We start from the raw sequence: 24,964 nt of genomic DNA, 5'->3' as shown, positions 1-24,964 counted from the left end.
GTTCGCGGGAAGACTGAAATGAATAATAGTTCGGGAGGTGCCTGGCATTTCCCGAATTTTTTTAATTGTTTACTTCTCTGGTGGTTCCATCCTTTCTATTTTTAAAGTTATACATCAAAACAATTATTTTTCGGAGTAAATACGGATCACATGCCCCTCTTTCCTATACCGAAACTTATTGTATTGGCCTAAAGGTTTCAAAACCTCTTCGATCGTGTTTTTCAAAACCAAACTACCGGTATAAACAGACTTAGCGAGTTTGTCATCTTCTATCAAAATAGTTACATCGTACAGATGTTCCAGTTCAGACATTACGTCCGAGAAAGGTTTATCTTTAAATTTATAAAGACCTTTTGTCCATGCTAACTGAAACTCATCATCACTACGGAAAGTCATTATTGTTCCGGTTTGCTTATCGATACGGGCTGTCTCATCCGGATGTAAAACTTGTTCTTCACATATCGAACCTTCCGTATCATAAGAAGTCAAAAGAACTTTTCCTGAAATCAAGGAGGTCACAGTATGATCCATATCCGAATAGGCCTTTACATTAAAGACTGTCCCTAAAACTTTTACGTCATGTCCTTTCAACCGGACGACAAATGGTTTCTGCTGATTCTCGGCAACTTCAAAAAAACCTTCACCATCCAGCATCACAATCCGTTCTTTCTGGTCGAAGCGTGTCGGATATTGAATAGTCGTTCCGGCATTCAACAGGACTTTAGTTCCATCCGGAAGGAACAAAGAGCTTTTTCCTCCCCCTTTTTCCACCACAAATCGTGTATAACTATCTGCCACCTCTTGCGGTTGACGGAGATTACGATAATACAAATACTGTATGCCCAACGACAAAGCCAATAGGATAATTGCAGCATAAGACAATAATAGAGTTATGGACTTTCGAGACACTTTCGGTTGTTTATCCACATTTATTTTCTGCCGCATCTTCTCCCAACTAGCCTCTATCGGATATTTTTGCGCATCAAGCTGTATGGATAAAGAATCATAAACTGATTGCAACTCTGCCAACTCCCGTTTCTTGTCTTCCGATTTCCGGACAATATCCAACAGCTGCTGCAAAGATTGAGTATCAGCTGTATCCTGTAGATACCGGATCAGTAACTTTTCATAATCGATATGTTCTTTATGTTCCATTATTTTGCTTTTCTATCCCGAAAACGATTTTCACTAAAGATTTACTTACTCAGAAATGAAAAAAAATAAAATAAATATAGTCAGCACTCCGCGTAGTATTTTCAAGGCCTTATACAATTGAGCTTCTACCGTACGTTGTGAGATGGACTTATCATTGGCTATTTCGGATGCTTTTTTCCCATCGATGTAAGAGGCAAGAAATATTTCCCGGCATTTAGGAGGTAATTGATTAATTTTCCCAAAAAGAGTATTGAGGCTATCGTTTTCTTCCTCATAATAAAAAGGCTGTTCAGAGCAAGATAATATTTCCATCATCAACTCTTTCTTATAATACTCGGCATATCCTTGTTTTACCTCTTCGTGTTTCAGCACATCCAAACAGGCATTGCGAAGAGATGCAAACAAAAAATATTTAAGTTCGGAAGCTTTGACACATAAAAAGAGTTTCTGATTCCAAACCTTCAAAAAAAGCTCCTGCACCAGGTCTTCTGCCGTTACCATACCGACATACCGGGCTGCTGTAGCAACTAAGTCAGGGGTATAGGCTACATATATCTTTTTAAATAATTCCACCTCATCCCGTGGAATCAAATCTCCCTTTTCTCCACTTAATTTCATAAGATTAGAATCGCCGGTATAACAATTACACAACAAAAACGATTTAAATCAAACATTTACTTACTCCGTCATCAGAAAAATCGAAACAACAGATTATTCAACTGCATATATCAGCTTTTCTAAAATCGTTAAACTACAAGCCCAAAAGTGTTTCACCTTAAAGAAACAGTTGTTTCATTTAGGAGAAACACTTGTTTCATCAAGGTGAAACACTTTTAAGATTATTTCAACGTCGACCCGATCTCAGCATAAGGAATCTCTTTAAAACCGGTTATCCGTTTAAAGACAGGGGCATCTTTCCGGAATCCTTTTAAAGGGTCGGACGGATCGACAAAGCCCGGATCTTCATTAGTCGCCCAGTTATTCCAGAATTCGCCCCACTGGCTGTTGCCATGCAGCAGGTTGGTTATATTATAAAAGAGATTGCCGTATATCCGGTTCCGTTTCGGGAAAGCCGGGTCTTCCTGCCAGTAATTAACCAATTCCGGATATTTCACGCTATAAGGTGGTTGCGTATAATTAACAGCCTGCAAGCGTTTGTCGTAAATACCGCCTTTATCCAGCATGCTTCCAGCCCAGTTTTGTAAACGATTATCCAGATGAATAGCCGTAGGAGAATCAATAAAGATATTATTATAGTATTTATGATCCATTCCGCCTCCAATCAGTACAGGCAATGAGCCGGCTTTGAAATAGATATTACCATAAACTTCGCTTCCACAGGCACCGTCGTCATGGTAAGTGGCTGTTACCCGATGACGCGGACTTAATTCGTGGAAATAATTATAACGGATCACATTACCTCGTTCCAACGGCTCACGTCCATAATAAATGGCACCCTGGTCGTCTACTTCCTGACAAACCTGCGTAATATCACAATATTCTATCGTATGCTCATTTCCATGAAACAGGATAGCCATGCTCGGTGCATCCGATATGTCGCATTTGGTAACCCGGTTACCTACGCCATCCATCCAAACACCCGACAGGATCGTCCAAAACCGGAAGGACGGATATTAGCCAAAGCCTCGACAATACCTTTACAATCCACCTCTACCACTTTTCCACGTACACTTTCCTGCAGGCGGGACAGGATAACCTGGTCTTTCACTTGTCTTATTCTACTTAATGGAATCACTTTATCACCGGATACGGATACCTTTTCTCCTTCCCTCGCTTTTATCAGTAAAGAAGACCATTTACCTGGGTGGATTCCGATAGTTTTGTCCGTGCGGTATTCGCCGCCCTTCATTTCAATGATCACATCTCCTTCCAAAGATGCCGCTTTACGAATAGCCTGCAGCAAGGTTCCCGAACCAGGTTTTACAAGTATTGTCGCTTGCCGACCCTCACTCTTACCAAAAGCCCAAACACTTTGTAAAACCAAAACGCTCCATACGATTAACTTCATTTTCATTGTTTATCTCCCTCCAATATTACTAAACAAAGATAAAGGCAGCTACAACTACAAAAAATAGCTAATAGCTGCCTATTTCGTGGATTATTATTGCCTATTTATTTTATTTCTCAACGGGTAATATGCAATACACATCCGCTGTTTGCCTCGACATCCAAAGTCAACGACGGTTGTAATTTCATCGTTTTAATGCTTACCACATCCTTTTTCTTTCCCGGAGCCTGATAATAAAGAGTTGCATTATAGGCTGTCATATCTTTCAGGAAATCCAGTGGGACAGATACCTGCTTCTTCTCTCCTGCGTTCAGCACACTGATATACCAATCGGAACCGGAACGACGAGCCACTACGGCATAATCTCCCATCTTCCCATCCATAAACCGCGTATCATCCCATACAGTCGGAATAGAATTATAAAAACGGGTTACTACATCCGTCTTTATCACCGATTCAGCAGAACCGGCTCCGCCTGCACGTGCCGGAGATTTTTCCGGACGGTCATACCAATAAACAAACTGCCAGGGACTATAAATTGCAACCAATTTAGCCAATTGACCTGCACGTCCTCCCATCTTTTCTGTGACTCTTTCTGCGAAATAACAGTTTGTATAGTCGCCTGCCCCACAAATCATACGATTAAATAAAGTATAAATAGCCTGATCCAACGACGGACTTTCTTCATCGCCGCGGATACCTTCCTGAGTGATCAGATTTGGATAGGTACGAGAATAACCTGTTGGACGATATTCATCATGAATATCCACCATCAACTCATACTTGGCAGCCTTACGTACGGCCTGATGCAACCAAGCTGTCGAATATTGATCACCTACATCTACAAAACCATATTTCAGGCCTTTCACGCCCCATCTCTTATAAAGAGGTAAAATCTGATCCAATTGTTTAGAGAGTGCTTTCATATTTACATATAATATAATCCCTACTCCCTTCTGATCAGCATATTTGATTACCTGGTGGAGATCCAATGGACCTTTGGAACGTTTAGGATCGACTGTTATAGTTGATGCATCTGACTCCGGATTGTATTCATCTCCATACCAGCCAGCATCAAATTCAACATATTCAATAGCATTGTCTGCTGCAAAATCAACACAAGCCAATCCCCCGGCTGTTGTTAGAGTTACTTCACGAATCACTTGTCCCGGTTTAATCCAACTGGTATTTGCTATTTGGTTAGGTTCATTCAAATTCAAAACAAAATCATTATTTTGTACCAGTTGCCCCGGATGAGTAGCCACCATAATATAGCGCCAGGGGGATTGGTATTTTGCCAAATCCAGGTTTACCTTTCCCGATAGTAGGGATTGTATTCCAAAACCTGTTTCACTCTTTTCCAGTTTCATACGGGAATAATCGACCAAAGCCGCTTCACCGATTGCAACAAAACGATGGTCATCAATCTGAATAACCTGCGGACGATCAGCAGCTCCACTCAATGCACTCAAGCTCTTCTTCGAATAAGTACCTTGCGCCATACCGGTAACCCAGGTATCACAGTCATGAGCAAAGAGGAACTGCGTATTTTCAGCCGTCAACGTACAGTTCCAGAAATCTAGTTTATCGAAAGCATAGCGAAAAGCCAAACCTTCATTGTACAAACGAATGAACAGTGTCATTTCCTTTTGGTTTTGATCCGATTGTAACGATAATTCCAACTCATTATACTGGTCCGTCACAAGAGACCGTTCTCCATATACGGGTTGCCAGGTTTGATTTATGGCTTTTCTAGTTTGGTTGGTGACCAACCAGTTACCGCACAAAATTTCTTCTTCCAAATCCAACTGAAGGGTTTTCACATCTACAACCTTATCTCCTTTTTCATACAAACCAATTTGTACAGATTGATTCTTTACCTGGATTTCTGCATTCAATTTTTCCGAAGGGCTTTTCAATGGTATTACAGTTTGTCCGCAAACAACAACCGACTGTAATAAGACAGCAAATAAAACAATTGTTCTTTTCATGATATGATTACTTTCACATTTAACATCTATTCTCTCAATACCTTTATCCGTTCTTTAATGTATCTTCCTTATCCGGAGCAAAAGGTTCCGGTGTAGAAAAAGGGGCGAACGGATCAAAATAATAAATTCCTTTTTTTCCCAATAAGGCCAGATAATAAGGTAATTTTTCCATAAACTTCCCGTACGATTTCTTGTAAACAGGAGTCCAGGCTGCTTCCGCCATAGCCAGCAACCGTGGGAATGTCATATAATCGAGCCGTTTACTATCTGCAAAACGTTCGCTCCATACCGAAAATTGGATACCTAGCAACTGGTTTTCATACCCTTGCACCAAGTTCATAACAGGAGCCGGAAAACGATACACATCTTCCAACAGATTAAATCCGTCCCAACGTCCCATCCGGTGTGTCGGATACTGCACAAAATCCCCATACAACGGTAAACGTGGTGTCATAATCACTTTATATCCCCGCTCCAAAGCTTTCACCAGTTGATATTTACGATCGTGCCTCCACCACATGACAACCGACTTTTCCGGAGAAACCTCAGCATCGACTATTTCATCCCATCCAATCATTATCTTACCTTTTGAGGCAACAATATCTGCTGCCCTACGAACAAAATAATGCTCCAGACCTGTTTCGTTCATCAAGTTATGCTCTTTTATGAAAGCCTGTATCTCCGGATCCGTAAACCAATTCTGATTTCCATAATGAACCTCGTCACCTCCGATATGAATATAAGGAGCAGGAAACAAATCGACAACTTCGTCCAGTACATTACTTATAAATTCGAATGTTTCCTCCTTGCATGGATGAAAAGTAAATCCATCCCAACGTCCTTTTCCTCCGCCTGATATTTCAGGATAAGCACGGCAAGCGGAGGTAGCATGTCCCGGCATATCTATTTCCGGGACGACCATGATATGACGTTCTGTTGCATAAGCTACAATTTCTTTTATATCTTCCTGCGTATAAAAAGCCGGAGTAGCCTTCGGATCATGCCAATTACCGACAGCTCCTATCGTTGTCAGTTTAGGATAACGTTTAATTTCGATGCGCCATCCCGGTTCATCCGTCAAATGCCAGTGAAAAACATTCAAACGCAAAGATACCATTATATCCAAATATTGCTTCACTTTTTCCTTTCCAAAAAAGTGGCGACTTTCATCTAGCATGAATCCCCGCCAAGAGAAACGAGGACTATCTTGGATCCGACAAACGCTAATCGTCCCTTTATGAAAATCAATCAACTGCAGTAATGCTGCTTTGGCATAAAACAGACCGGATTCAGTTGAAGCACTGAGTAGAACCGTATCACGACCAATATTCAGTTCATAAGCATCCAAAGGCATTCCAGACTGCACATTTTGCTCAAAAACAATTACACCGCTTTCTTTTTTTTGCGACAAAGCCAATCCTTCTAATTCTTGTCGAAATTCCTTGCCTAGTTTATCGGCATACATTCCCCAGGTTATTATTTCGACCTCCTTACTAAATACGAAACTTCCCCCTCCATGCTGTAGCATGGCAGGCATCGGTAATAAGACCTGTTGCGCCCAAACAAAAGATACAGTCCAAAACAATAATATACTTATATAAAAACTCTTCATCAATCATCCTCCTTTATAAAAAAACACCTAAACTCGCCCTCCTCTAAAGAAAAAGAGGATGTGGCAAAAGTTCTAAATCTCCACCCTTATGTGAAAGCGGAACAGATCGACACATCCTCTTCTCGACTAAAGCCTAAATAAAAAACGATCAATTATACCCTTTATTCTGAACCAAACCACCTTCTTTGTTCGCTTCTATCTCAGAATTAGGAATAGGTAATTTATTCAAATGGTCATCCAACTTATATCCGGCTTGGATAACTTGTGGGTTATACAGACCTAAATGATTCACTAACTTATCGGTTCGCATCAATGTATTTAGACGAAAATCTTCCATACACAGCTCACGGGCACGTTCGTCCAGAATCAACTCGATGTTAACATCACTTGAAACCACAGGCGTCGCATGAGCACGTTTACGGATAACATTGATATCATTAGCAGCAGCCGATAAATCTCCCTTATTCATATAAGCCTCTGCACGTAACAAATAAGTTTCTGCCAAACGCATGATATACCAATCTTTATAAGTTCGGCCATTATCATGCCATTCTTTACTCGTTGGATCCTGGAACTGACCATGAGGTATATCGCTGACAAACTTCATTAACATTGGAGCCTGCCAGTCCATCTGCGAAGGTGTAGCCATCGTTTCGGCAGTCATAGGCTGGCCATAAAAACGACTTTCCGGATTTGTCCAATAATGCACTCGCTTAATATTATACATGGAGTTACGCACATCGCGGTCCCAATCATCTTTATATTCCCAAATCTGTCGTCCCAAGTAATCACTGGCAAACGCAGCAGCAGAAGGACGACCATTTAAAACGGCTTTCAACCAATTGGCATTTCCATCAAGATCTTTTCGGTTCCACCAGGTCGGACTAAACCAACGTTCTATAGTAAAGTTACCTCCCCATTGGCCCACATTTCCACCGCCTTCGAGATCGACATCAAACTGCACATTCCAGATACATTCCGCATTACCTTCTATACGATTAAAGTTTCCCTCACGGAATAAATCCCACCAAACATCACCCCAAGGTTCTTTTTCTCCCTGGTAATCATATCCCTCGAATGTAAAATCTTTCAATTTACCGAAGCGTTCGGTCATCAAATGCATAGCCGGATTATTAATCACATCTGATGCTTGTTTTATAGCGCCATCATAATCCTTCAATCCGATTAAAATTTCGGACAACAAATGTTGTGCTGCCACTTTTGAAGCACGACCACCCTTCTGATCATCTATATCAGGCATCCATTGGATAGCAAATTCCAGATCCTCCTTACATTGTTTGTAAAGTTGCTCTTGCGTTGAATTAGTATAGTTAAACCGAGGATCTTTAGTTTCTTCCAATACTAATGGAGCCGTTCCCCACATATTAGCTAAAAAGCGGTAGGCAAAAGCACGCAAAAACTTTGCCTCACCAACAATAGCATTTTTTTCTGCATCAGAACTCCAACGGACAACATTTGCTTCGGCACGTTCTACAATCACATTACAACTAAAAATATAAGAATAGAAACGAGACCACCAAGTCTTAGGCATGTCATGATCCGCATTAAACTGATTCCAGAAATAATATTCAAAGTAAGGACCTCCCAGATTCCAATGCTTCATATACAAGTCAACATCCAAGCCAGACAACAAATCATAATTATTAACAGCATCGTTCTCTGCATAGAAGTTATTACGGATATTTCTATAAATATCTGAAAGAGCGGATTCAAAACCTTTCTTATCCGTATAAGAGTTTTCGGGTGTAAGAAAATCTTTCGGTTCTTCAGTCAACAGATCATAACATGAAGTCAAAGACCCTGTTAACAACAATCCTACAAATAAATATTTAATAGCTTTCATTTTCAATTAACAATTTAAAAGTTAAACATCAATGTCATCTGGTACGTACGGATAGAAGGTATTGCATTATCCCTCACTCCCTGATCTGTTTCAGGATCCAATCCGTCCCAATGCGGAGCGAATGTAAACAAGTTGTCCGCGCTCACAGACAAAACCATATTATCCAATCCGACAGGTTTCACAAAGCGAGTCAGATTATAGCTCAACGCCACTTTCTGTAATTTGATAAAACTACGATCAATGTATTTTACACCTTGATATGCAGAAACCTTATAGTCCGGGCGAGGATATTTGGCTCCCGTATTTTCCGGAGTCCAATAATCATATACGGGATGGTTGATATTCGGATTATTTGCGTAACCATCATTGTAAGGTGTGTTGTTATTAGACAAATAATATCCATTTCCACCCCATACAGAGTTAAAATACAGCATCAAAGAGAAATCTTTATAATTCAATGTATTTGTAAAACTCCAACGAAAGTTCGGATTAGAATTACCCATGAATTGGCGGTCTTTATCCGAAGAAATAGTACCATCACCATCCACATCTTCCAATTTATAATCACCGGGACGCATACCTTCCATAATCGTACCGTTATCTACATCGCTTTGTTGCCACATTCCATTGACATTATAGGCATAGATCGTACCCAACGATTTACCGATAAAATATCCGGAACTAATCAAGTCATCTTCAATTCCATCTCCATTGTTATCGTCACCATAGATAGTGGCCACTTTATTTCTGTTCAGAGAGAAAGCAAAATCGGAAGTCCAACTGAAATCTTTATTCTGGATGTTTACAGAATGTAAGTTAATTTCCACACCTTTGTTCTTGATCTTACCGATGTTAGACAACATTTCTTTTTTTCCTGAAATACTCGGTAAAGCTAAATTAAACAACAGGTCTTTTGTTGATGTAGAATAAGCATCTACACTTCCGGACAAACGGTTGTCTAACACAGCAAAATCTAAACCGAAATTGAAGCCGGTCGTTGTTTCCCAACCCAAATTATTCAAGGCAAAAGAAGAAATATATTGCGTAATGGAGTAAGAAGGATCGCCAGCAAAAATATATTTGTCTGTTCCGACTTTCGCCAATGTACTATACGGACTAATAGATTGGTTACCATTCGAACCGTAAGATAAACGCAATGCCAAATTATCCACAAAACTTACCTGTTTCATAAATGCTTCACGGGAAATATTCCAGTTTACACCGGCAGAAGCAAACGTACCCCATTTCTTATTCACGCTAAAACCTGAATAACCGTCACGACGCACTGTACCGGTAATTGAATACCTGTTATCAAAGGTATAGGTAGCACGTCCCATCCAACCGATAGCACCACTTTCTCCTGAACCTGTATTCACCGTCTGTTTCTTTGCATCTTCCAGTTTGTTATCCCCCAATACAGTATTATCGAAGTTTTCTCCGTACCCCTTCGTTTCTTCCCACGTACTACGTTCACGTGAATACAGTAAAGTCAGATCTACATTATGCTTACCTCCAAATGTATTGTTATACTTGATCATATTATCCAGCAACATATTGTAGTCGTTATTCAATTTACGTTCGCCCTTACCGTTCTTACCTAAACCTTCAGTCGTAAATTCGTTGTCGAAGTAATATTTCTGAGACCAACGCAAATTGTTTGAATAAACCATCGAATAAGACAGGCCTTTTACCCAAGGTATTGTAATCGTTGCATCCAGAATGGCTCCCAGATTGTTATACTTTTCCGTATCACTGGTATGCATGCTCCAATAAGGACTCTGAAAAGAGGTCGTTGTTTGAGGAAATTGCAAATAATTCCCGTTTTCATCATAAATAGAAGCAAACGGACTAAAATGAGTTGCCTGTTCCATACTTGGAGCACTTCCTGAATAATCACGAATACTGTAATTACTTTTCACCCCAATCTTCAACCAATCAGTCAGATGTGTGTCAATATTGATACGACCGGAAAAGTTCTTATAGCGGTCGTTCATCATAACTCCCTTCTGGTCCGTCATATTCGCTGAAATATAATAACTAGCCAGATCTGAGCTGTTGGAAATACTTATATTCGCTTTCAAATCATACGCATTCTGGCGAAACTGATCGTATGGGTCTTCTACCGTCGGACGATGATCGGCTGTAGCTTCATAGTTCTTCTTTTCTTCTACTTCCAAATAGTATGGTATTTTATTGGGGTCAGCCTCCATTCCGTTCAGACTACGAATATCCAGCATACGTTTCAAATATCCTGGGGAATCATAAATTTTCAAACGCTCCATCTCATTGCTGATACCATAAGAGAGATTCACGTTAAAAGTAGGCTTACCATCCTTACTACGTCCGCGCTTGGTCTGAATCAATATGACACCATTTGCAGAGCGACTACCATAAACTGCTGCCGCACTGGCATCTTTCAAAACCGTAAAAGATTCAATGTCATCCGAAGGTATATCACTCAAACTACCATTAAAAATAGCACCATCAACTACAACTAACGGTTGGTTTCCATTATCTTCAGCAGTATTTCGAGTAGAATTCTGACCACGAATAGAGAAAGAAGGAGTACTACCGGCAGTATTTGTTCCACCAATATTCACCCCCGGCATACTACCTTTTATCGTTTCAAGAACATTATTTGTTGGAACAATATTATACGTTTCCAGTTTTGCTTTAGAGATAGAACCGGTAATCGCCTGCTTATTCTGCGTGCCATAACCAATTACCACGACTTCCTCCAGCGCTTGGGTATCTTCCGATAGCTTTATGTTATAAACAGATGGATTACCGATCATTATTTCCTGAGTTTCATATCCTATGTAGGATATGAACAAAGTCTCACCAGACTTTGCTTCCAGACTGAAGTGCCCGTCAATGTCAGTAATGGTTCCACTTGTTGTTCCTTTGATGGAAACATTCGCACCAATAACAGGTTCTCCTTTATCATCGACTATTGTTCCGGTGATCTTCTTCTCTTTTCCTTTTTCTTCTCCGCCTTTTACTCCCAGATAAATTTGGTTGTTTTCTCTCTTTTCATAGATCAAGCCTGTGCCATTCAGCAACTTGTTCATTGCCGCCTCTATGGATTGGTCGTTCACTTCGAAAGTGACTTTCTTATCCAAATCCGGAAGTTGGTTACTATAAAAAAACCGATAGTCGGAAACTTGTTCTATAGAACGTAACGCTTGCTTAATCGTTTGTTGTTTTACACTCACTGTTACCTGTGCAAAAACAGAAGAAGAAATGACAGCCGAAGCAAACAATACCCCCATTCTTCTGAGAATCTTCCCTTTTAATAAAAAAGAAGAAATGGTTTCTGATTTTTTATTCATACTTTTGTATAACAAATAAAGGTTAATTAATAAAGAGCTTCTTATTGATACATCGCTCTTTCAATTGACTGACGGGGAAAGTGTTGCAAGCGCTTTCCCTTTTTTGTGTGTTTCTTTTTTATGTTTTCATCCTATCTGAATTTAAAAGGTTAATCTATATAGAGTTCTATCACATTTTCTTTCTTCCTAGAAGAAATAGAAGCAGTAAACTGCAATGCATAAAGAGCCGATTGCAAGCTGGTATTCTTCAGCGTTCCCGAAAATGTGACTTGATTTAATCGATCATCTTTTAGCATGAATTTCACATTATAATTCCGTTCCAGCAACTTGATTATGTTTGTTACCGGCTCATCTTCAAATACTATTTCATCATTCATCCAAGCCGTAAACAACCGCTCGTTTTCCTCTTCTCTTTTTACCATCTGCGTTTCCTTCAACGAATAAACAGCTACCTCTCCCGGTTTTAACTCAAAAGATTGCCATGCCGATGAAACGATAACCGAACCTTCTGTCAGATAAGTCGTGATATTTTGATCCTCCAGATAAGCCTTGACATTAAATGAAGTCCCCAAAGCACGCACCTGGATATCTCCTGCTTTTACGATAAAAGGAGATTGGGCATCTTTTGCCACATCAAAATAGGCTTCGCCGATCAGTTCTACCTGACGTTGTTTCCCGTTAAAATGACTGCCGTAACACAGTTTGGAATCGGCATTCAGATGAACTATTGTGCCATCCGGTAGGGAAATATCCGATTTTTGTCCCTGGCCTACTTCTACGGTCATATCATTATATTTAGTTAACAGCCGGTTCTCGTTCCAATAGAATAAGGATATGGCAACAGCACCAAAAACAGCTGCGTAGGTAGCAATGCGCATAAAAACCTTCCTGACATTAATCTTTACAGGTTTAGCAGTTGCACTTAGTGCCTTAAAAACCCGCTCATTTACCGGCTCAGGTATATTACCAAAGGAGTGATCCCATATTTCGTCAAAATCATCCGCCCACCGATCTGAATCATTCAACAGTCCGGCTAACTGACGTTTTTCACTTTCGGTAGCCTTGTTGTCGTAGAATTTATCTAATAGTTCTAATTGTCTACTCATAGTCTTTTTAAAATAAGAATGAAAAAATAGGATAAAGCAATAAAACTATATCATTTAGCAAGTCAGCTCTGTTCACTTTCAACATCTGGGTGAGGAACTTCGTTGACTGTTTCAGATGACTTTCCACCGTATTTTCGGAGATACCCAACTGGCTCGCTATTTCCTTTTGTGAAAGGAGCTCTATATGTTTCAGACGATAAACTCTTTGTCTGGCAGGCGGTAACAAGGATATGATTCGTTCGACTTCCTCCAGCAAAAGGTTCAATTCGACTTCATTCTCCACAGTATTCTCTGTTTCGCTAACATTCTCTATTTGTGAGATCATCAACTGTTCCTGGATACGCTTTGCCGTTTCTTTCAGGAATAGGTTACGGGATACCTTTTTCAGATAACCCTGGAATGAGAACTCCACTACAATCTTCCTTCGATTCTCCCAAATGATAATAAATGTCTCCTGCACAACATCTTCTGCCATCGAATGATCGCCGTGCGAAAGTCGGATGACAAACTGAAAGAGAGTATGTTTATATCTATTGTAAAGCTCTGTGAAAGCTTTAAAGTTATCAGATATGATCTCCTTCATTAACTGCTGATCTGATAACTGCTCAATCTTGTGCATTCGTGGTATTTTTTCTATAAATGATACATTATTACCGAATCTATAGTAAGGATACTATACTGTTATAGTTTCCGTGACTCGGCTGTGGTTATTTAACTTTGTTTCACAAAACAGTATTGTAATGTCACCACTTCGCTGTTTCCGCCATTTGCATACAGCCAACAAATATAAAAGCAGCCATTGCTATAAAAAATAGCAAATAGCTGCTTATTCTGTGGATTATTATTGCTTTCTGTATCTATTGGTTCCCACCCTTTCAATGACGGCAACTGACGTATGAGCCGTCTGCTTACCTTTTCAAACACCTACATGACTTGTCCTGAAATAGGTGCTTCTTTTGCAATTTAGTTGAAAAGAACCACTAAAATCAGGACGAGACATATAGAAAAAGACGGGGATAGGAGCACGAGAGTTTATTCATTTCCTTCATCTGTAAATAAATGATCTTAAACAAGATAGTATCTACAGATGAAGGAATGAAAGATTTTTATTATAGTATAATAATATCCATACAAGCAGGAGCATAACATCTACTTAGATAACATTATAATACTGTTTTTCAAAACGTTACAATTTCAATGCTTTCAAATAGCAGATATCCGGGCAACAAATCCGCCTCCGGACATCAATTGTTCTTTCATTTTTTGACCGGAACATATCTTACTTTCTTTTATTTCGATCAACTTCCTATTACCGGGAGTATCCGTAGCTATCTCCATCTTATACTTCCCTTTCGGTAAAAAATCCAGGTTCGTTTCAAACACTCCGGCCTCTTCCCCGTTCAAGACTGTCAAATACCAGACATCTCCTTTACGACGGGCCAGTGCTGCCAATTTACCTATTTCGCTTTCCGGCAATACAATCGTTTCATCCCATACGACAGGGACACTTTCAATAAACGAACGGCCGGGAGACGAAAGCATGTCCTCCATATCGGCTGCAAAGATCAACATGGGAGATGTCAGCATATAAATAGACGAAAGCTGATGGGCAAACGTTATAGACGGCGGACAAAAAGCCCGGAAGTTTAAAGGGGTATAATCAGCCGGTCCCACTAACCAACGAGTGAAAGGTAAGACCGTGTTATGATAAGGCCAAGGTGGACCGGGAGCCCAGCTATTCTCTCCTCCTACAGTTTCCAATCCCCGGACAGCCTCTTTCGCCAGTAAGTTAGGATACGTATAAGAATCGCCGGTAGGTTTATTCACACCATGAAAGATGACCATCAGTTTCTCTTTGGCGGCATCCTTTAATATATTTTCCATCAGATTGACCGTAAATAGATTTTCCGTATGGAAAAAGTCGATCTTCAAACCTTTGACACCTATTTCCGAACACTTTCTCATAAAATCAGCACGTTCTTTCGGATCGACTAATCCGATATCCGTTTTATTACCGGAACGGGGGGATGAAGAACGCCATACCCATATATTTACATTCCGTTCACCGGCATAATCGACCAGTTCTTTCAACATTTCCCATTTTGTCCGGCCATTCGCATTCTTTTCTGTCTGTTGCCATAACTCCCAGCCGTCATCCACCACAACGGCCTCAATTCCCAACTCGGCACATCCGTCTACATATTTTTTATGATTACCGATACTCAGGCGATCTTTACCTTCCACCAACCAAGTAAATGTAGCTCTGCCAGGCTTAATCCAATCAGTTTCCGAACCATCAGGGAAAAGATTTTTGTCTGGTTTATCCGAAACCTTTGCCAATATTTTGTTATTCACCAAGCCGTTTAAGTTTTCGGCCAACATCAAAACACGCCAGGGAGTTATCACTTCATTTACACCTTCTTTAGGTGAGACAATCCAAGGCACATTCCTTACCGCTTCATGCCAATATTTTGAAGGCGGTAATCCTGTAATAACTCCAGTCTCCAGATGTCCCTTATTTTCCACATAGCCGAACCGAACCTGATTAGGCTCAGTCCCTAATAAAACCGCACCATGATAATTAAAGAGGTTAGCTTCCGTTATAGCCGCATATACTCCGTCAGGTGTCAAAAAAGTAGCTGGAGGAGCTAGTATCTCCCCCTCTATATCATCGGTAAACCGATCCTGGTACTCCTGCAACCAGCCATATTGGAAAGGGCCGCTCGCATACCATGTTTTTGTACGGGAAGGAAACGTAAACGAAGTTGCTTCACCATAAATACAGATGTTTGTCGATGCCGGTATTCTGTACCGTAAGGCTATTCCGTCCGCATATTCGCGTGTATCGATATAATAGATATCTCCTTCCGGTTTTTCAATCGTATAAGTGCATAATCTCTCGCCATTCGTCTGCTCTCCGGGAGTAACTGATTTTATTCGAACCTCTTTTCCGATGGCTCTATTATCAATGGTCATTCCCAAAGGAGATTTCCTTATCACTTCTTTCCCTTTATAAAAAACACAAAAAGATAAGTCATCTGTCGGAGTAGTCTCCAACCGAATCGTTGCATCCTGCGCATGCAAGGCTGAAGAACAAGCACACAAGGACCACAATATCAAATAATTGAAATTCAACAGCTTCATAAACTTACTATTAATTTAATCGTACTAGTTTTATTATTTGCCCTGGAGATGTTTTTATTTCGAACTGTTGTGATTTATAAACAGTCTCTTCTCCATTGACATATATAACCTTACAAGTTGTATTTCCCCAAGGATTCTCTATTTTACATGTTCGTCCCTTTTCACTAACGATTGTCACGTATTCTATCTCCCCATCCTTACAAGAAGAAGAAACTAAAAAGGCCCCATAAGTCCGTAAATTAGTAAACTTGGCATTTTTTTCTTTCGGCCATATAGGAAAGACACGGATTACACCTTCGTATCCTTGTAATAACATTTCATTGATACAAGAAGGTACAGCGCTCAAAGTCTCTATTCCTCCTCCGGCTTGTTCAATCCACAAATTGGGTAATGCAGTTTTATTTATACGTTTTTTTAACTCTGATAATAAGCTTTCACCATCGTATCCCAATCGAGCCGCAGCCGTATAATATGTTTCAAAACCATTACCCAGATTATCCCAATGGGCATCTTTCAAACCTCTACATTGTAATGTATCGGTTTTCCATCGATACACCTCGTCCAACAAAATATCGCACATAGTTGAATCAGTTACCGTACCACATACCCCTGAAGGGAACACCAATCCGTGCATCATGACCCTTCCAAATCCGGGAGCAGTACGACTTCCTGACCCAGTTCCTCCTTCACAGGCTTTAATACGAGTTATTCCATCAATATCCACAGTCGGTATCTCGCTTAAATGATTCAAGATGTGTTCCCATTTTTCCACTTTGTCTGCATCAGTCTGTAAAAATCTACTCATTTCAATAATGCCAGTAAATAACATACGACATAACCCCAATGACACAGTCGGATTGATATCTCCAAAATTTTTTTTCCAATTCTTACCTTCCCAAGGTCCCACTTCCCAAAAATTATCGTTATAACTGACATAGCGACCATTTTCATACACCAAATAATCCTCCCAGAAATCAGCAACTGCCCGGATAAAAGGATATACTTTCTTTACATATTCCTTATCATAAGTATGATAAAAACGCATAAACATATTGGTCGTACAAAATAAGGCATTACTTTTTTGTCCCAAAAACATATAGCCACCTTCAATACCTGTATCAGGAGTACCGTACTGCTTCATCATATCTTCGGATGTAAGAGGAAACATACTAGAACAAAAACCTTTAGGACCGATACCGACTGGATAATAAACTCCTTCTTTACCTAAAAATTCTTTCGCATGCGACCGTGCTTTGTCCATATATTCCAAAATTGGAGTATCATAAGGTTCTGACAAATCGATATGATTAGAGGAATAAACGCCCCACCAGGGAGCCATATAGTTATAATTTGTATGATAATCACCTGCCCATCCTCCGGCTGTCGCATCCATTGTCAGGCTTGTTCCCCATAATCCGGGAGGGAAATCTGTATTCCGACTACAACAAGCCAGTAGGTATTGTGAACCATAATAATATTTCTCCAGCATAGGATCACCTAGTTCCACCTGCGATTCATTCCAAAAAGAAGACCACCACTGCTTATGCTCATCAAACAAAAATGCTATCTTTTCCTTGTTTATCGCTTTAAGAAGCTCCACGGAACGTTCTACATAAGCTTGCTGTTCATGATTTGTACAAAACGATAAAACAACAAAAACCTTTTGGCCTTTTTCCAATAAAAGTCCGGACAGATTCTTGTTATCCAGAGTAAACATTCCCACCGACACGGCTGTTGGCCATTCCAAAGTTTGACTGTCAAATTTGCGTACATACCAATTGATATCATCCGTGCAACCATTACTCAACTGTGCCCCCATACTTTCATCCATCACGAAATCGAGGTTTAAATGAAGCGGCTTGTCGCCAGCCTCCAACTCTATGAATGCCATGTTTTGCGTTGCAGCACACCAAGCATTTAATCGGTATGAAAAACCATCTGCTTTCGCAAAAGAGCCTTTCAATGTAGCATCGGCAATAGACTGTTCAACGTGATAAGATGCCCCTTCCATAGCGGGAGAGGAAATCTGTAATTGTCCTACATAGCAAACCCCGCCATTGGGATACCCGTTCTGTGCTTTCCAAAAATCATTTTTAGAAAAATAAAAGACTTGTTTATCCGGAGTCCCTCCCCAAACCATTCCGATATCACCATTACCACAAATGGCTCCATCTGGCACCTTATTAGTAGGAGTGTTAGATGGTGGCGTACTCCATTCACCTTTATATAGAGGTAGAAATTCCACATGTTCTACCTCTTTCACATCACAACAACTACAGATTAATATCAATAAAAATAATTTACTTATTAGAGAATTCATAACTTCATGGTATTAATATACAGATACAAAAAAGGCTGTTGCTAAACCATTCAGTAAACAAACCCTTACCTTTTTCAGCAACAGCCTTCTTTTATTAATTATAAGCCGGATCCTGAATCAAAACACCATTAGCTTTGTCTATTTCAGCTTGTGGTAAAGGCCAGAACATAAAACGATCTTCATATTTTGCAGCTACAGAATAAAAAGGTTCTTTTGCAACAATTTCCGGAACATTCTTCAATTCATTCCATTGTTTCAATTGGAAATAACGCCATCCTTCAAAAGGAGTTTCATAACGCCATTCCTTTCTCACGCGATCACGAAATAGCTCTTTCGTCAAACCTTCTGGCAATAGCGGTTGTCCTGCTCTTTGACGTACCTGGTTAATAGCATTATACGCTTTTTGTGTAGGTCCGTTCAATTCATTCTCCGCTTCTGCAAGCATTAACAAAACATGAGCATAACGCATTAAATTGATATCCGGTCCCACCTTCATATTTCCAGGATTAACACCTTCTTCAAATGGTTGAATAAAACGTATCGGACCAAAACCAGTTAAACTTGGTTCATTATTATAAATTACTGCATTATCCGGATAATTAGCCCTTTCAGGAAAACGATAAACAGATGCTACAGTAATACTATTACGTAATCTTTTATCTCTGTTTTCAAACAATTTTTCACGTTCAGCCACTATCAAATCATGATCTGCAGTCCTGGAATTTATCAAATCCTCATCAACAGGAATTGTCAGTGGCGATTCTCCCCAAGGTAACCCATCTATACATTCAAAAGCATTAACTAAATTTCTTTGAACCATCAAAGAACTCCAGCAACAATATACTTCATTCACATTATTACAGATATCAGGAGAGCCATACCGTACAGAGAATATCATTTCTTGCGAATCCATTTGTTTAGACTCAACAAATGCCATACGCAAATCTTCATCCAATGAATATCCTTTTATTTGTTCACAATACTCTACCACTTTACGCATTTGATCCGAATTCGATACACCACACGGGATTCCATTCTCATCGGAAAAGCCGTTAAACATAGTCACTTTTGCCATAAAAGCCAAACAAGCACTTTTCGTCATACGTCCCGGAGCCTCCATATAAGTACGATCATCAAAACCCGCAATAGCTTCTGAAAAATCCTTTATAATTTGATCATAAATATCTTTCCTTGTCACTTTCGGCTGATATTGATTATCCAAAGATAAAAAGTCTGTAAACAGAGGTACCTCTTTATAACACAAATACAACCAATGATAATAATAAGCTCTCAATGCTTTTCCTTGTGCTTCCATATATTTCCGTACTTCATCAGAAATATCGTTACCTTGATATTCAGACAATTTTGTCAAAAATAAATTACAACGAGATATAGCTTTGTATGCCAATGAAAAATTACCGGAAACAAAACCAGTCGTTGTTGGATACAAATCTCCCATCATCATTCTTTTTGTCTGACCATACGTATCCTCATCATATTGGCATAAAGAATTATCAGTCAAGTTATCATAACTAGGCAATGCTTGGGAAAAAACACCCGGCCATTCATATGCTACCGAATAACATGAATTCAAAGCAGATTCAAAATCAGTCTTTTTCTGCCAAAATATGGACTCTGAAGGACTGGAAGGAGGATCTTTTTGTAAAAAATCATCACATGCAATCAATGTAGTCAGAATAGACAATAATCCAACACATAATATTTTCGTTTTCATAAATCAATCTTTTTAAAATTCAACATTTATACCAACTGAACAAATACGATTTTGAGGATATTGTGTAGATACGCCATCTCCTTTTCTTTCCGGGTCAAGTCCTTCGTATTTTGTAAACGTGAGTAAATTGTCTCCAGAAAAATATAACCGTACTTTTTCCATACGTATTTTTTCTGTCAGTTGTTTAGGCAACGTATATCCGATCGTCAAGTTTTTAAGACGAAAATAGGAGGTACTTCTCAAGAAATAACTATTCGTACGAGTATTTTTACCCCCACCCAATGTTTGATAGTACAATCTAGGATATTTTGCATTATATGGATTTTCTTCCGTCCACATTCCCTCTACATAATCTTTCGTCGGAGCTGATCCTTGAAAAAAAGGAGCTTCTCCCCATCTTGGATCTATATAACTTTTTAATCCAGAAACACCTTGTGTCAACAAAGAGATATCAAAACCTTTCCAACTGGCACCTGCATTAAAACCATATTCAAAAGCTGGATATCTACCCGAAATCAACATCCTGTCATCATCATTAACAACTCCATCATTGTTAGCATCTCGGTAACGCAAATCGCCAGGTTGTGTATCATCACTATATTGTTTCGGGGCCTTATCTATTTCCTCTTGAGTTGCAAAAATACCGATGCAATCCAACATATAATAAGAATTATACGGTAAACCTTCTTCCCTAATCACTTTACCGTCTTTTTCCGTCACACCAAAATGACTTAATGTGTTCCGAGTCCTATCCACATAGAATCCCACATTATAATTCAAACCGTCAAATAGACCTCTGGCAATTTGATCGCTCCATGCTACAGATAGTTCTATGCCCTTATCTAACATGGTTCCGTCATTTATAGTTGGTGCGCTCATTCCCAGCAAACCAGAAATTTGAGCAGAACGCAAAATTCCATCTGTTTCTTTTCTATACCAATCGAAAGTTACATTCAACCGATTAAAGAAAGACAAATCTACACCGACATCAGCAATTGTCGTTGTTTCCCATTCTATATCCCGATTAACGTAAGCCGTTTGAGTATAAGCTGAAGAAATTGCACTTTTATCAAACGTATATGAATTAACCTTAGAAATCATAGCTTGATAAGGATACAATCCTATTTCCTGATTTCCCAACTTACCCCAAGAGGCCCTTAACTTCGCATTATTTAACCATGATAAATTCAAATCTTTTATAAATGATTCTTCTGTCAAACGCCAAGCGCCAGAAAAAGAAGGGAACAATCCCCAACGTCCTTCCGGTGACAAGCGGGAAGAACCATCATAACGAGCATTTGCTTCAAACAAATAACGCTCCTTATAATTATAGTTGACACGGAAAAATCCAGACATCAATGCCCATTCTTCCACTTTTCCAGAATTACTCCAATTCGGAGCACCGGCACCTGCATCGATAGTCGGTAAATCAAAATCATAATCTCTTCGATAAGCCTGCAATGTTTCATACTTATTAGACTCCATACTATAACCTGCCATCAATGAAAAATTATGATTTTTGTTAGGTGTTGTAAAATCATACTTCAAATAAGTATACAGATTCGTATAAAACGTCCTATTTTCATCAACAGAATATCCATATCCTCCTTGCATTTCTGCCATCACTCCTGTATGATAATTATAAACCGGCTGTGGATTACCTCTCCAATATTCACTTCTGGTATTAATCTGTCTTACAGCGCCTTTAGTATACCAAGTCAACCCCTTTGCCAAATTAATATCCAACCATAATTGTGTATTTACATCCGTATTGATATCCGTATGACGATGAAGCCCTTCTTCAAAAATCATTGCCATATTTTTATTCATCACCTCATTATCATAAGCTTTTTTTGTATACCTCCTAATACCGGTTCCGTCATCTGGAAGCCAAGGCATATACGTCGGAGCCTGCGACATAGCTGATAAAATAGCATCATCTTGACCATGCCCATAATAAACACGATCACCTTTCATCAAATTTGTAAAGAAACCGACCCGCATCCAATCTGTTGCTTGAGTAGCCAAATCAGCCGTCACATTATACTTTTTGTAATTAGATTCTTTCATGGTACCATCCTGATCCACAAAATTTAAAGCGACATTATAAGTCGTTTTATTAGCTGTGCCTGCCAAACTCAAATTATGCTGATGAACAAATGCCGGATTAAAAGTATAATCTAACCAATCAAAGCTAGGATACTCAACAGAACCATTGGAATTTCGATATTTCTCAATTTCTTCTTCCGGATAAAGACCTCCTTCCCCAGAATTCGTTTTTGCAATATTGAACAAAGTCATATAATCAGCAGAATTGGTTACCAAATCAAACATTTTCGTAGGTGTATGTACCGCAAAATTTCCACTATACGATATAGAAACTTTATCACCATTCGTTGCTCCCTGCTTAGTTGTAATAAGAATTACCCCATTTGCAGCCCTAGCACCATAAATAGCACAAGAAGCAGCATCTTTCAATACAGATACACTTTCAATCATACTTGGATCCAAAGCACTCATATCACCAGGGACACCATTTACCAAAACCAACGGGTTCGACCCAGCTCCAGAAAAAGTACCCACGCCACGTATACGGAATGAAACATTTTCATCACCAGGTTGTCCTGTACCTTGAACAACACGCAATCCGGGAATTTGTCCTTGCAGCATAGTTGAAGTATTCGTCACTGGACGTTTTGTCATTTCTTCCCCGGAAACAGCTGTAACAGCTCCTGTCAAATTTACCTTTTTCTGTGTTCCGTATCCAACAACTACAATCTCATCCAACGTTTGTAAATCTTCTTTTAAAGATATATTCAACAAAGTTTTATTACCAACTTTAACTTCCTGAGATACATAACCTATATAAGAAACAGAAATTATTGCATCCTCCGGTACTTCCAGCATAAAGTTTCCATCAAGATCTGTAATCGTGCCTATAGCTGTACCTTTTACAGACACATTTGCTCCGATAACAGGTTCCCCATTTTGGTCCTTGATTACTCCAGTAATCTTCTTTATTTGATTCGTTTGGGTAGTATGTGGTAATTTCAAAATAATCTGTTTACCAACAATTTCGTAACTAATTTGTTTTCCGGCAAAAGCCTTCGCCAAAATATCTTCCAAACTCTCCTGCTGGCTATCAACTGTGATCTTTTGATTCTGGTCAACCGTTTGGTCCAACATAAAAGTATAATCCGTTTCTTTCTCTATTTGTGTAATGAACTGTTTTAACGTTCTGTTCCTTACAGCCAAATCCAGCTTTTCTGCTTGTGCATACGCAATATTATATACACCAAATGCAGCTAATACCGGAAATAATTTCCAATTTAACTTAAACATGAGTATAGCTTTAAGATTATAAATAAATATCTATATCTTTGCCATTATATATCACTTTTTACTAAGCTCATATGAGCTTAGTAAACCTACAAGTATATATACTTCAAAAGGCATGGAGATTAGGGGTCTCTGTGCCTTTTACGCATAAGGCTAGACGCGTTGCATTTGAAAAAAGTCTACTTATATTTGATCGTCACCTCCTTTCCGTCTAATTTATACTCAATCGGAGTGATCTTATTAATCATCTTCAATAGTTCCGTCAATGACTCCGTCTTAATGGTAAACCAATAAACTTGAAAGGGAGACACATTCGACAATGTAATATCCACTCCATACCAACGTTCTAATTTCTTCCATACCTCTTTTGCCGGTGTACCATCAAACTTCAACAAATTATGATGCCAGCTGGATTCAACCTCTGCATCACAGGGAGTCACCTGACAGGATAAGTTGTTTTTCGACACCATTGCGATCTGATCCGGAGACAGATACGTCAGTAATTGTTGGCTGTCAGCCGAAAGTAAACTTACTTTACCTCGAAGCAAAGCCACCATTATATCTTCTTCGTCGGCATAAGCGCTGACATTAAATGCCGTACCATGTACTTTTACATCAACGGCACCGGTCTTGACTATAAAAGGATATTGCGTATCTTTTTGAACATCAAAGAAAGCCTCTCCTTCCAGATTGACAATACGATCTTGTGTACTATACTGATAGTTATAAGACAAACGCGATCCGGAATTCAGCCAGACCAGTGTACCATCAGGAAGAACAAGCTGAGTTTTCTGTCCGGGAGGTGCCATAACTACATTTTCGAACTGAGAAGCCTGCCAGGATTCTTTCTGATCATTCAATAAAAAAGAGAGTGAAAAACCCAAAACTAAAGCAATAACAGCCGCAACCGATGAAACACGTATCAACAATGAACGGGAATACATCGGAATCTGCTTTGCCTTATCGCGGATACGTGCCTGTACCTTATTCCATACCGCTGCTTTATCCGGTATCACAAAGGCAGAGGCATCCACCCGAACTGCTTCCCATTGCCTCTTCAGCTTTTCCAGCAGAAGAGGATGTTCGGCATCTTCGTTCAACCAACGATTTATCTCTTCCAGTTCTGCCTGTGTGCATTGCCGGGATAAATACTTGGCTAGTAGTTTATATGGTATTTGTCGTTCGTTCATTTTCCGTTTCTTTTATTAGTTGACACATAATGCCCCTTAATACCCCCAAAGGAATTTGAAATATTTTTTACTGCACCTTTCTGCAGAAAATTTTCAACACACACCTTTCAGCCTTCAGTCGATTGCATCAATTGTATTTCAATACAT

The 24,964-nt window shown here is 39.4% G+C and carries 15 protein-coding genes; all 15 read right to left on the bottom strand.

Annotated features, from left to right (window positions below):
* Window positions 1–123: 123 nt before the first annotated feature.
* Window positions 124–1,155, bottom strand: a complete 1,032-nt coding sequence (locus tag M1P97_RS21365) for a FecR family protein (protein ID WP_195370978.1) — start codon at window positions 1,153–1,155, stop codon at window positions 124–126.
* 45 nt (window positions 1,156–1,200) lie between these two features.
* Window positions 1,201–1,773, bottom strand: coding sequence for an RNA polymerase sigma-70 factor (locus tag M1P97_RS21360; protein WP_249390142.1), 573 nt, complete (start codon window positions 1,771–1,773; stop codon window positions 1,201–1,203).
* Between the two features lie 221 nt (window positions 1,774–1,994).
* The gene (locus M1P97_RS21355; RefSeq protein ID WP_249390141.1) at window positions 1,995–2,747 is read right to left on the bottom strand and encodes a polysaccharide lyase domain-containing protein; all 753 of its coding nucleotides are present in this window, start codon (window positions 2,745–2,747) and stop codon (window positions 1,995–1,997) included.
* Complete coding sequence (locus M1P97_RS21350) at window positions 2,735–3,190, bottom strand: hypothetical protein (RefSeq protein ID WP_229058366.1); 456 nt, start codon at window positions 3,188–3,190, stop codon at window positions 2,735–2,737. The genes M1P97_RS21355 and M1P97_RS21350 overlap by 13 nt, the downstream gene beginning before the upstream one ends.
* 110 nt (window positions 3,191–3,300) lie before the next feature.
* Window positions 3,301–5,175, bottom strand: coding sequence for a glycoside hydrolase family 97 protein (locus M1P97_RS21345; protein ID WP_195370970.1), 1,875 nt, complete (start codon window positions 5,173–5,175; stop codon window positions 3,301–3,303).
* Window positions 5,176–5,218: 43 nt separating this feature from the next.
* Window positions 5,219–6,787 carry a beta-N-acetylhexosaminidase gene (locus M1P97_RS21340; RefSeq protein WP_249390140.1) on the bottom strand — a complete coding sequence of 523 codons (1,569 nt, stop codon included), beginning with the start codon at window positions 6,785–6,787 and terminating at the stop codon, window positions 5,219–5,221.
* 148 nt (window positions 6,788–6,935) lie between these two features.
* Window positions 6,936–8,651, bottom strand: a complete 1,716-nt coding sequence (locus M1P97_RS21335) for a RagB/SusD family nutrient uptake outer membrane protein (protein ID WP_195370960.1) — start codon at window positions 8,649–8,651, stop codon at window positions 6,936–6,938.
* A gap of 14 nt (window positions 8,652–8,665) precedes the next feature.
* A complete protein-coding gene (locus M1P97_RS21330; protein WP_249390139.1) occupies window positions 8,666–11,983 on the bottom strand; it encodes a SusC/RagA family TonB-linked outer membrane protein in 3,318 nt (1,105 codons plus the stop codon).
* Between the two features lie 149 nt (window positions 11,984–12,132).
* Window positions 12,133–13,089 carry a FecR family protein gene (locus tag M1P97_RS21325; protein WP_195370950.1) on the bottom strand — a complete coding sequence of 319 codons (957 nt, stop codon included), beginning with the start codon at window positions 13,087–13,089 and terminating at the stop codon, window positions 12,133–12,135.
* Between the two features lie 7 nt (window positions 13,090–13,096).
* The gene (locus M1P97_RS21320) at window positions 13,097–13,708 is read right to left on the bottom strand and encodes an RNA polymerase sigma factor (protein WP_249390138.1); all 612 of its coding nucleotides are present in this window, start codon (window positions 13,706–13,708) and stop codon (window positions 13,097–13,099) included.
* 584 nt (window positions 13,709–14,292) lie between these two features.
* Window positions 14,293–16,233, bottom strand: a complete 1,941-nt coding sequence (locus M1P97_RS21315) for a glycoside hydrolase family 97 protein (protein ID WP_249390137.1) — start codon at window positions 16,231–16,233, stop codon at window positions 14,293–14,295.
* Between the two features lie 10 nt (window positions 16,234–16,243).
* Window positions 16,244–18,553 (bottom strand): glycosyl hydrolase family 95 catalytic domain-containing protein, encoded by a 2,310-nt coding sequence (locus M1P97_RS21310; protein ID WP_195370946.1) that lies wholly within the window; start codon window positions 18,551–18,553, stop codon window positions 16,244–16,246.
* 94 nt (window positions 18,554–18,647) lie between these two features.
* Window positions 18,648–20,288: a RagB/SusD family nutrient uptake outer membrane protein gene (locus M1P97_RS21305; RefSeq protein WP_195370943.1), complete on the bottom strand. Its 1,641-nt coding sequence runs from the start codon at window positions 20,286–20,288 to the stop codon at window positions 18,648–18,650.
* Window positions 20,289–20,300: 12 nt separating this feature from the next.
* Window positions 20,301–23,630, bottom strand: coding sequence for a TonB-dependent receptor (locus tag M1P97_RS21300; RefSeq protein WP_249390136.1), 3,330 nt, complete (start codon window positions 23,628–23,630; stop codon window positions 20,301–20,303).
* Window positions 23,631–23,806: 176 nt separating this feature from the next.
* The gene (locus M1P97_RS21295; RefSeq protein ID WP_249390135.1) at window positions 23,807–24,817 is read right to left on the bottom strand and encodes a FecR family protein; all 1,011 of its coding nucleotides are present in this window, start codon (window positions 24,815–24,817) and stop codon (window positions 23,807–23,809) included.
* Window positions 24,818–24,964: the final 147 nt, after the last annotated feature.

The organism is Parabacteroides leei, assembly GCF_023369805.1.
In the GTDB taxonomy this organism is placed as follows: domain Bacteria; phylum Bacteroidota; class Bacteroidia; order Bacteroidales; family Tannerellaceae; genus Parabacteroides; species Parabacteroides leei.
The sequence above is the reverse complement of the archived record's forward strand: the minus strand, read 5'-3'. Positions and strand labels throughout refer to the sequence as shown.

Bases quoted from the DNA above. Each gene is read 5' to 3' on its own strand.
- M1P97_RS21330 (WP_249390139.1), bottom strand. From the start codon at position 11,983: ATGAATAAAAAATCAGAAACCATTTCTTCTTTTTTATTAAAAGGGAAG.
- M1P97_RS21315 (WP_249390137.1), bottom strand. From the start codon at position 16,233: ATGAAGCTGTTGAATTTCAATTATTTGATATTGTGGTCCTTGTGTGCT.
- M1P97_RS21360 (WP_249390142.1), bottom strand. From the start codon at position 1,773: ATGAAATTAAGTGGAGAAAAGGGAGATTTGATTCCACGGGATGAGGTG.
- M1P97_RS21365 (WP_195370978.1), bottom strand. From the start codon at position 1,155: ATGGAACATAAAGAACATATCGATTATGAAAAGTTACTGATCCGGTAT.
- M1P97_RS21350 (WP_229058366.1), bottom strand. From the start codon at position 3,190: ATGAAAATGAAGTTAATCGTATGGAGCGTTTTGGTTTTACAAAGTGTT.
- M1P97_RS21310 (WP_195370946.1), bottom strand. From the start codon at position 18,553: ATGAATTCTCTAATAAGTAAATTATTTTTATTGATATTAATCTGTAGT.
- M1P97_RS21300 (WP_249390136.1), bottom strand. From the start codon at position 23,630: ATGTTTAAGTTAAATTGGAAATTATTTCCGGTATTAGCTGCATTTGGT.
- M1P97_RS21355 (WP_249390141.1), bottom strand. From the start codon at position 2,747: ATGGATGGCGTAGGTAACCGGGTTACCAAATGCGACATATCGGATGCA.
- M1P97_RS21305 (WP_195370943.1), bottom strand. From the start codon at position 20,288: ATGAAAACGAAAATATTATGTGTTGGATTATTGTCTATTCTGACTACA.
- M1P97_RS21295 (WP_249390135.1), bottom strand. From the start codon at position 24,817: ATGAACGAACGACAAATACCATATAAACTACTAGCCAAGTATTTATCC.
- M1P97_RS21340 (WP_249390140.1), bottom strand. From the start codon at position 6,787: ATGAAGAGTTTTTATATAAGTATATTATTGTTTTGGACTGTATCTTTT.
- M1P97_RS21335 (WP_195370960.1), bottom strand. From the start codon at position 8,651: ATGAAAGCTATTAAATATTTATTTGTAGGATTGTTGTTAACAGGGTCT.
- M1P97_RS21345 (WP_195370970.1), bottom strand. From the start codon at position 5,175: ATGAAAAGAACAATTGTTTTATTTGCTGTCTTATTACAGTCGGTTGTT.
- M1P97_RS21320 (WP_249390138.1), bottom strand. From the start codon at position 13,708: ATGCACAAGATTGAGCAGTTATCAGATCAGCAGTTAATGAAGGAGATC.
- M1P97_RS21325 (WP_195370950.1), bottom strand. From the start codon at position 13,089: ATGAGTAGACAATTAGAACTATTAGATAAATTCTACGACAACAAGGCT.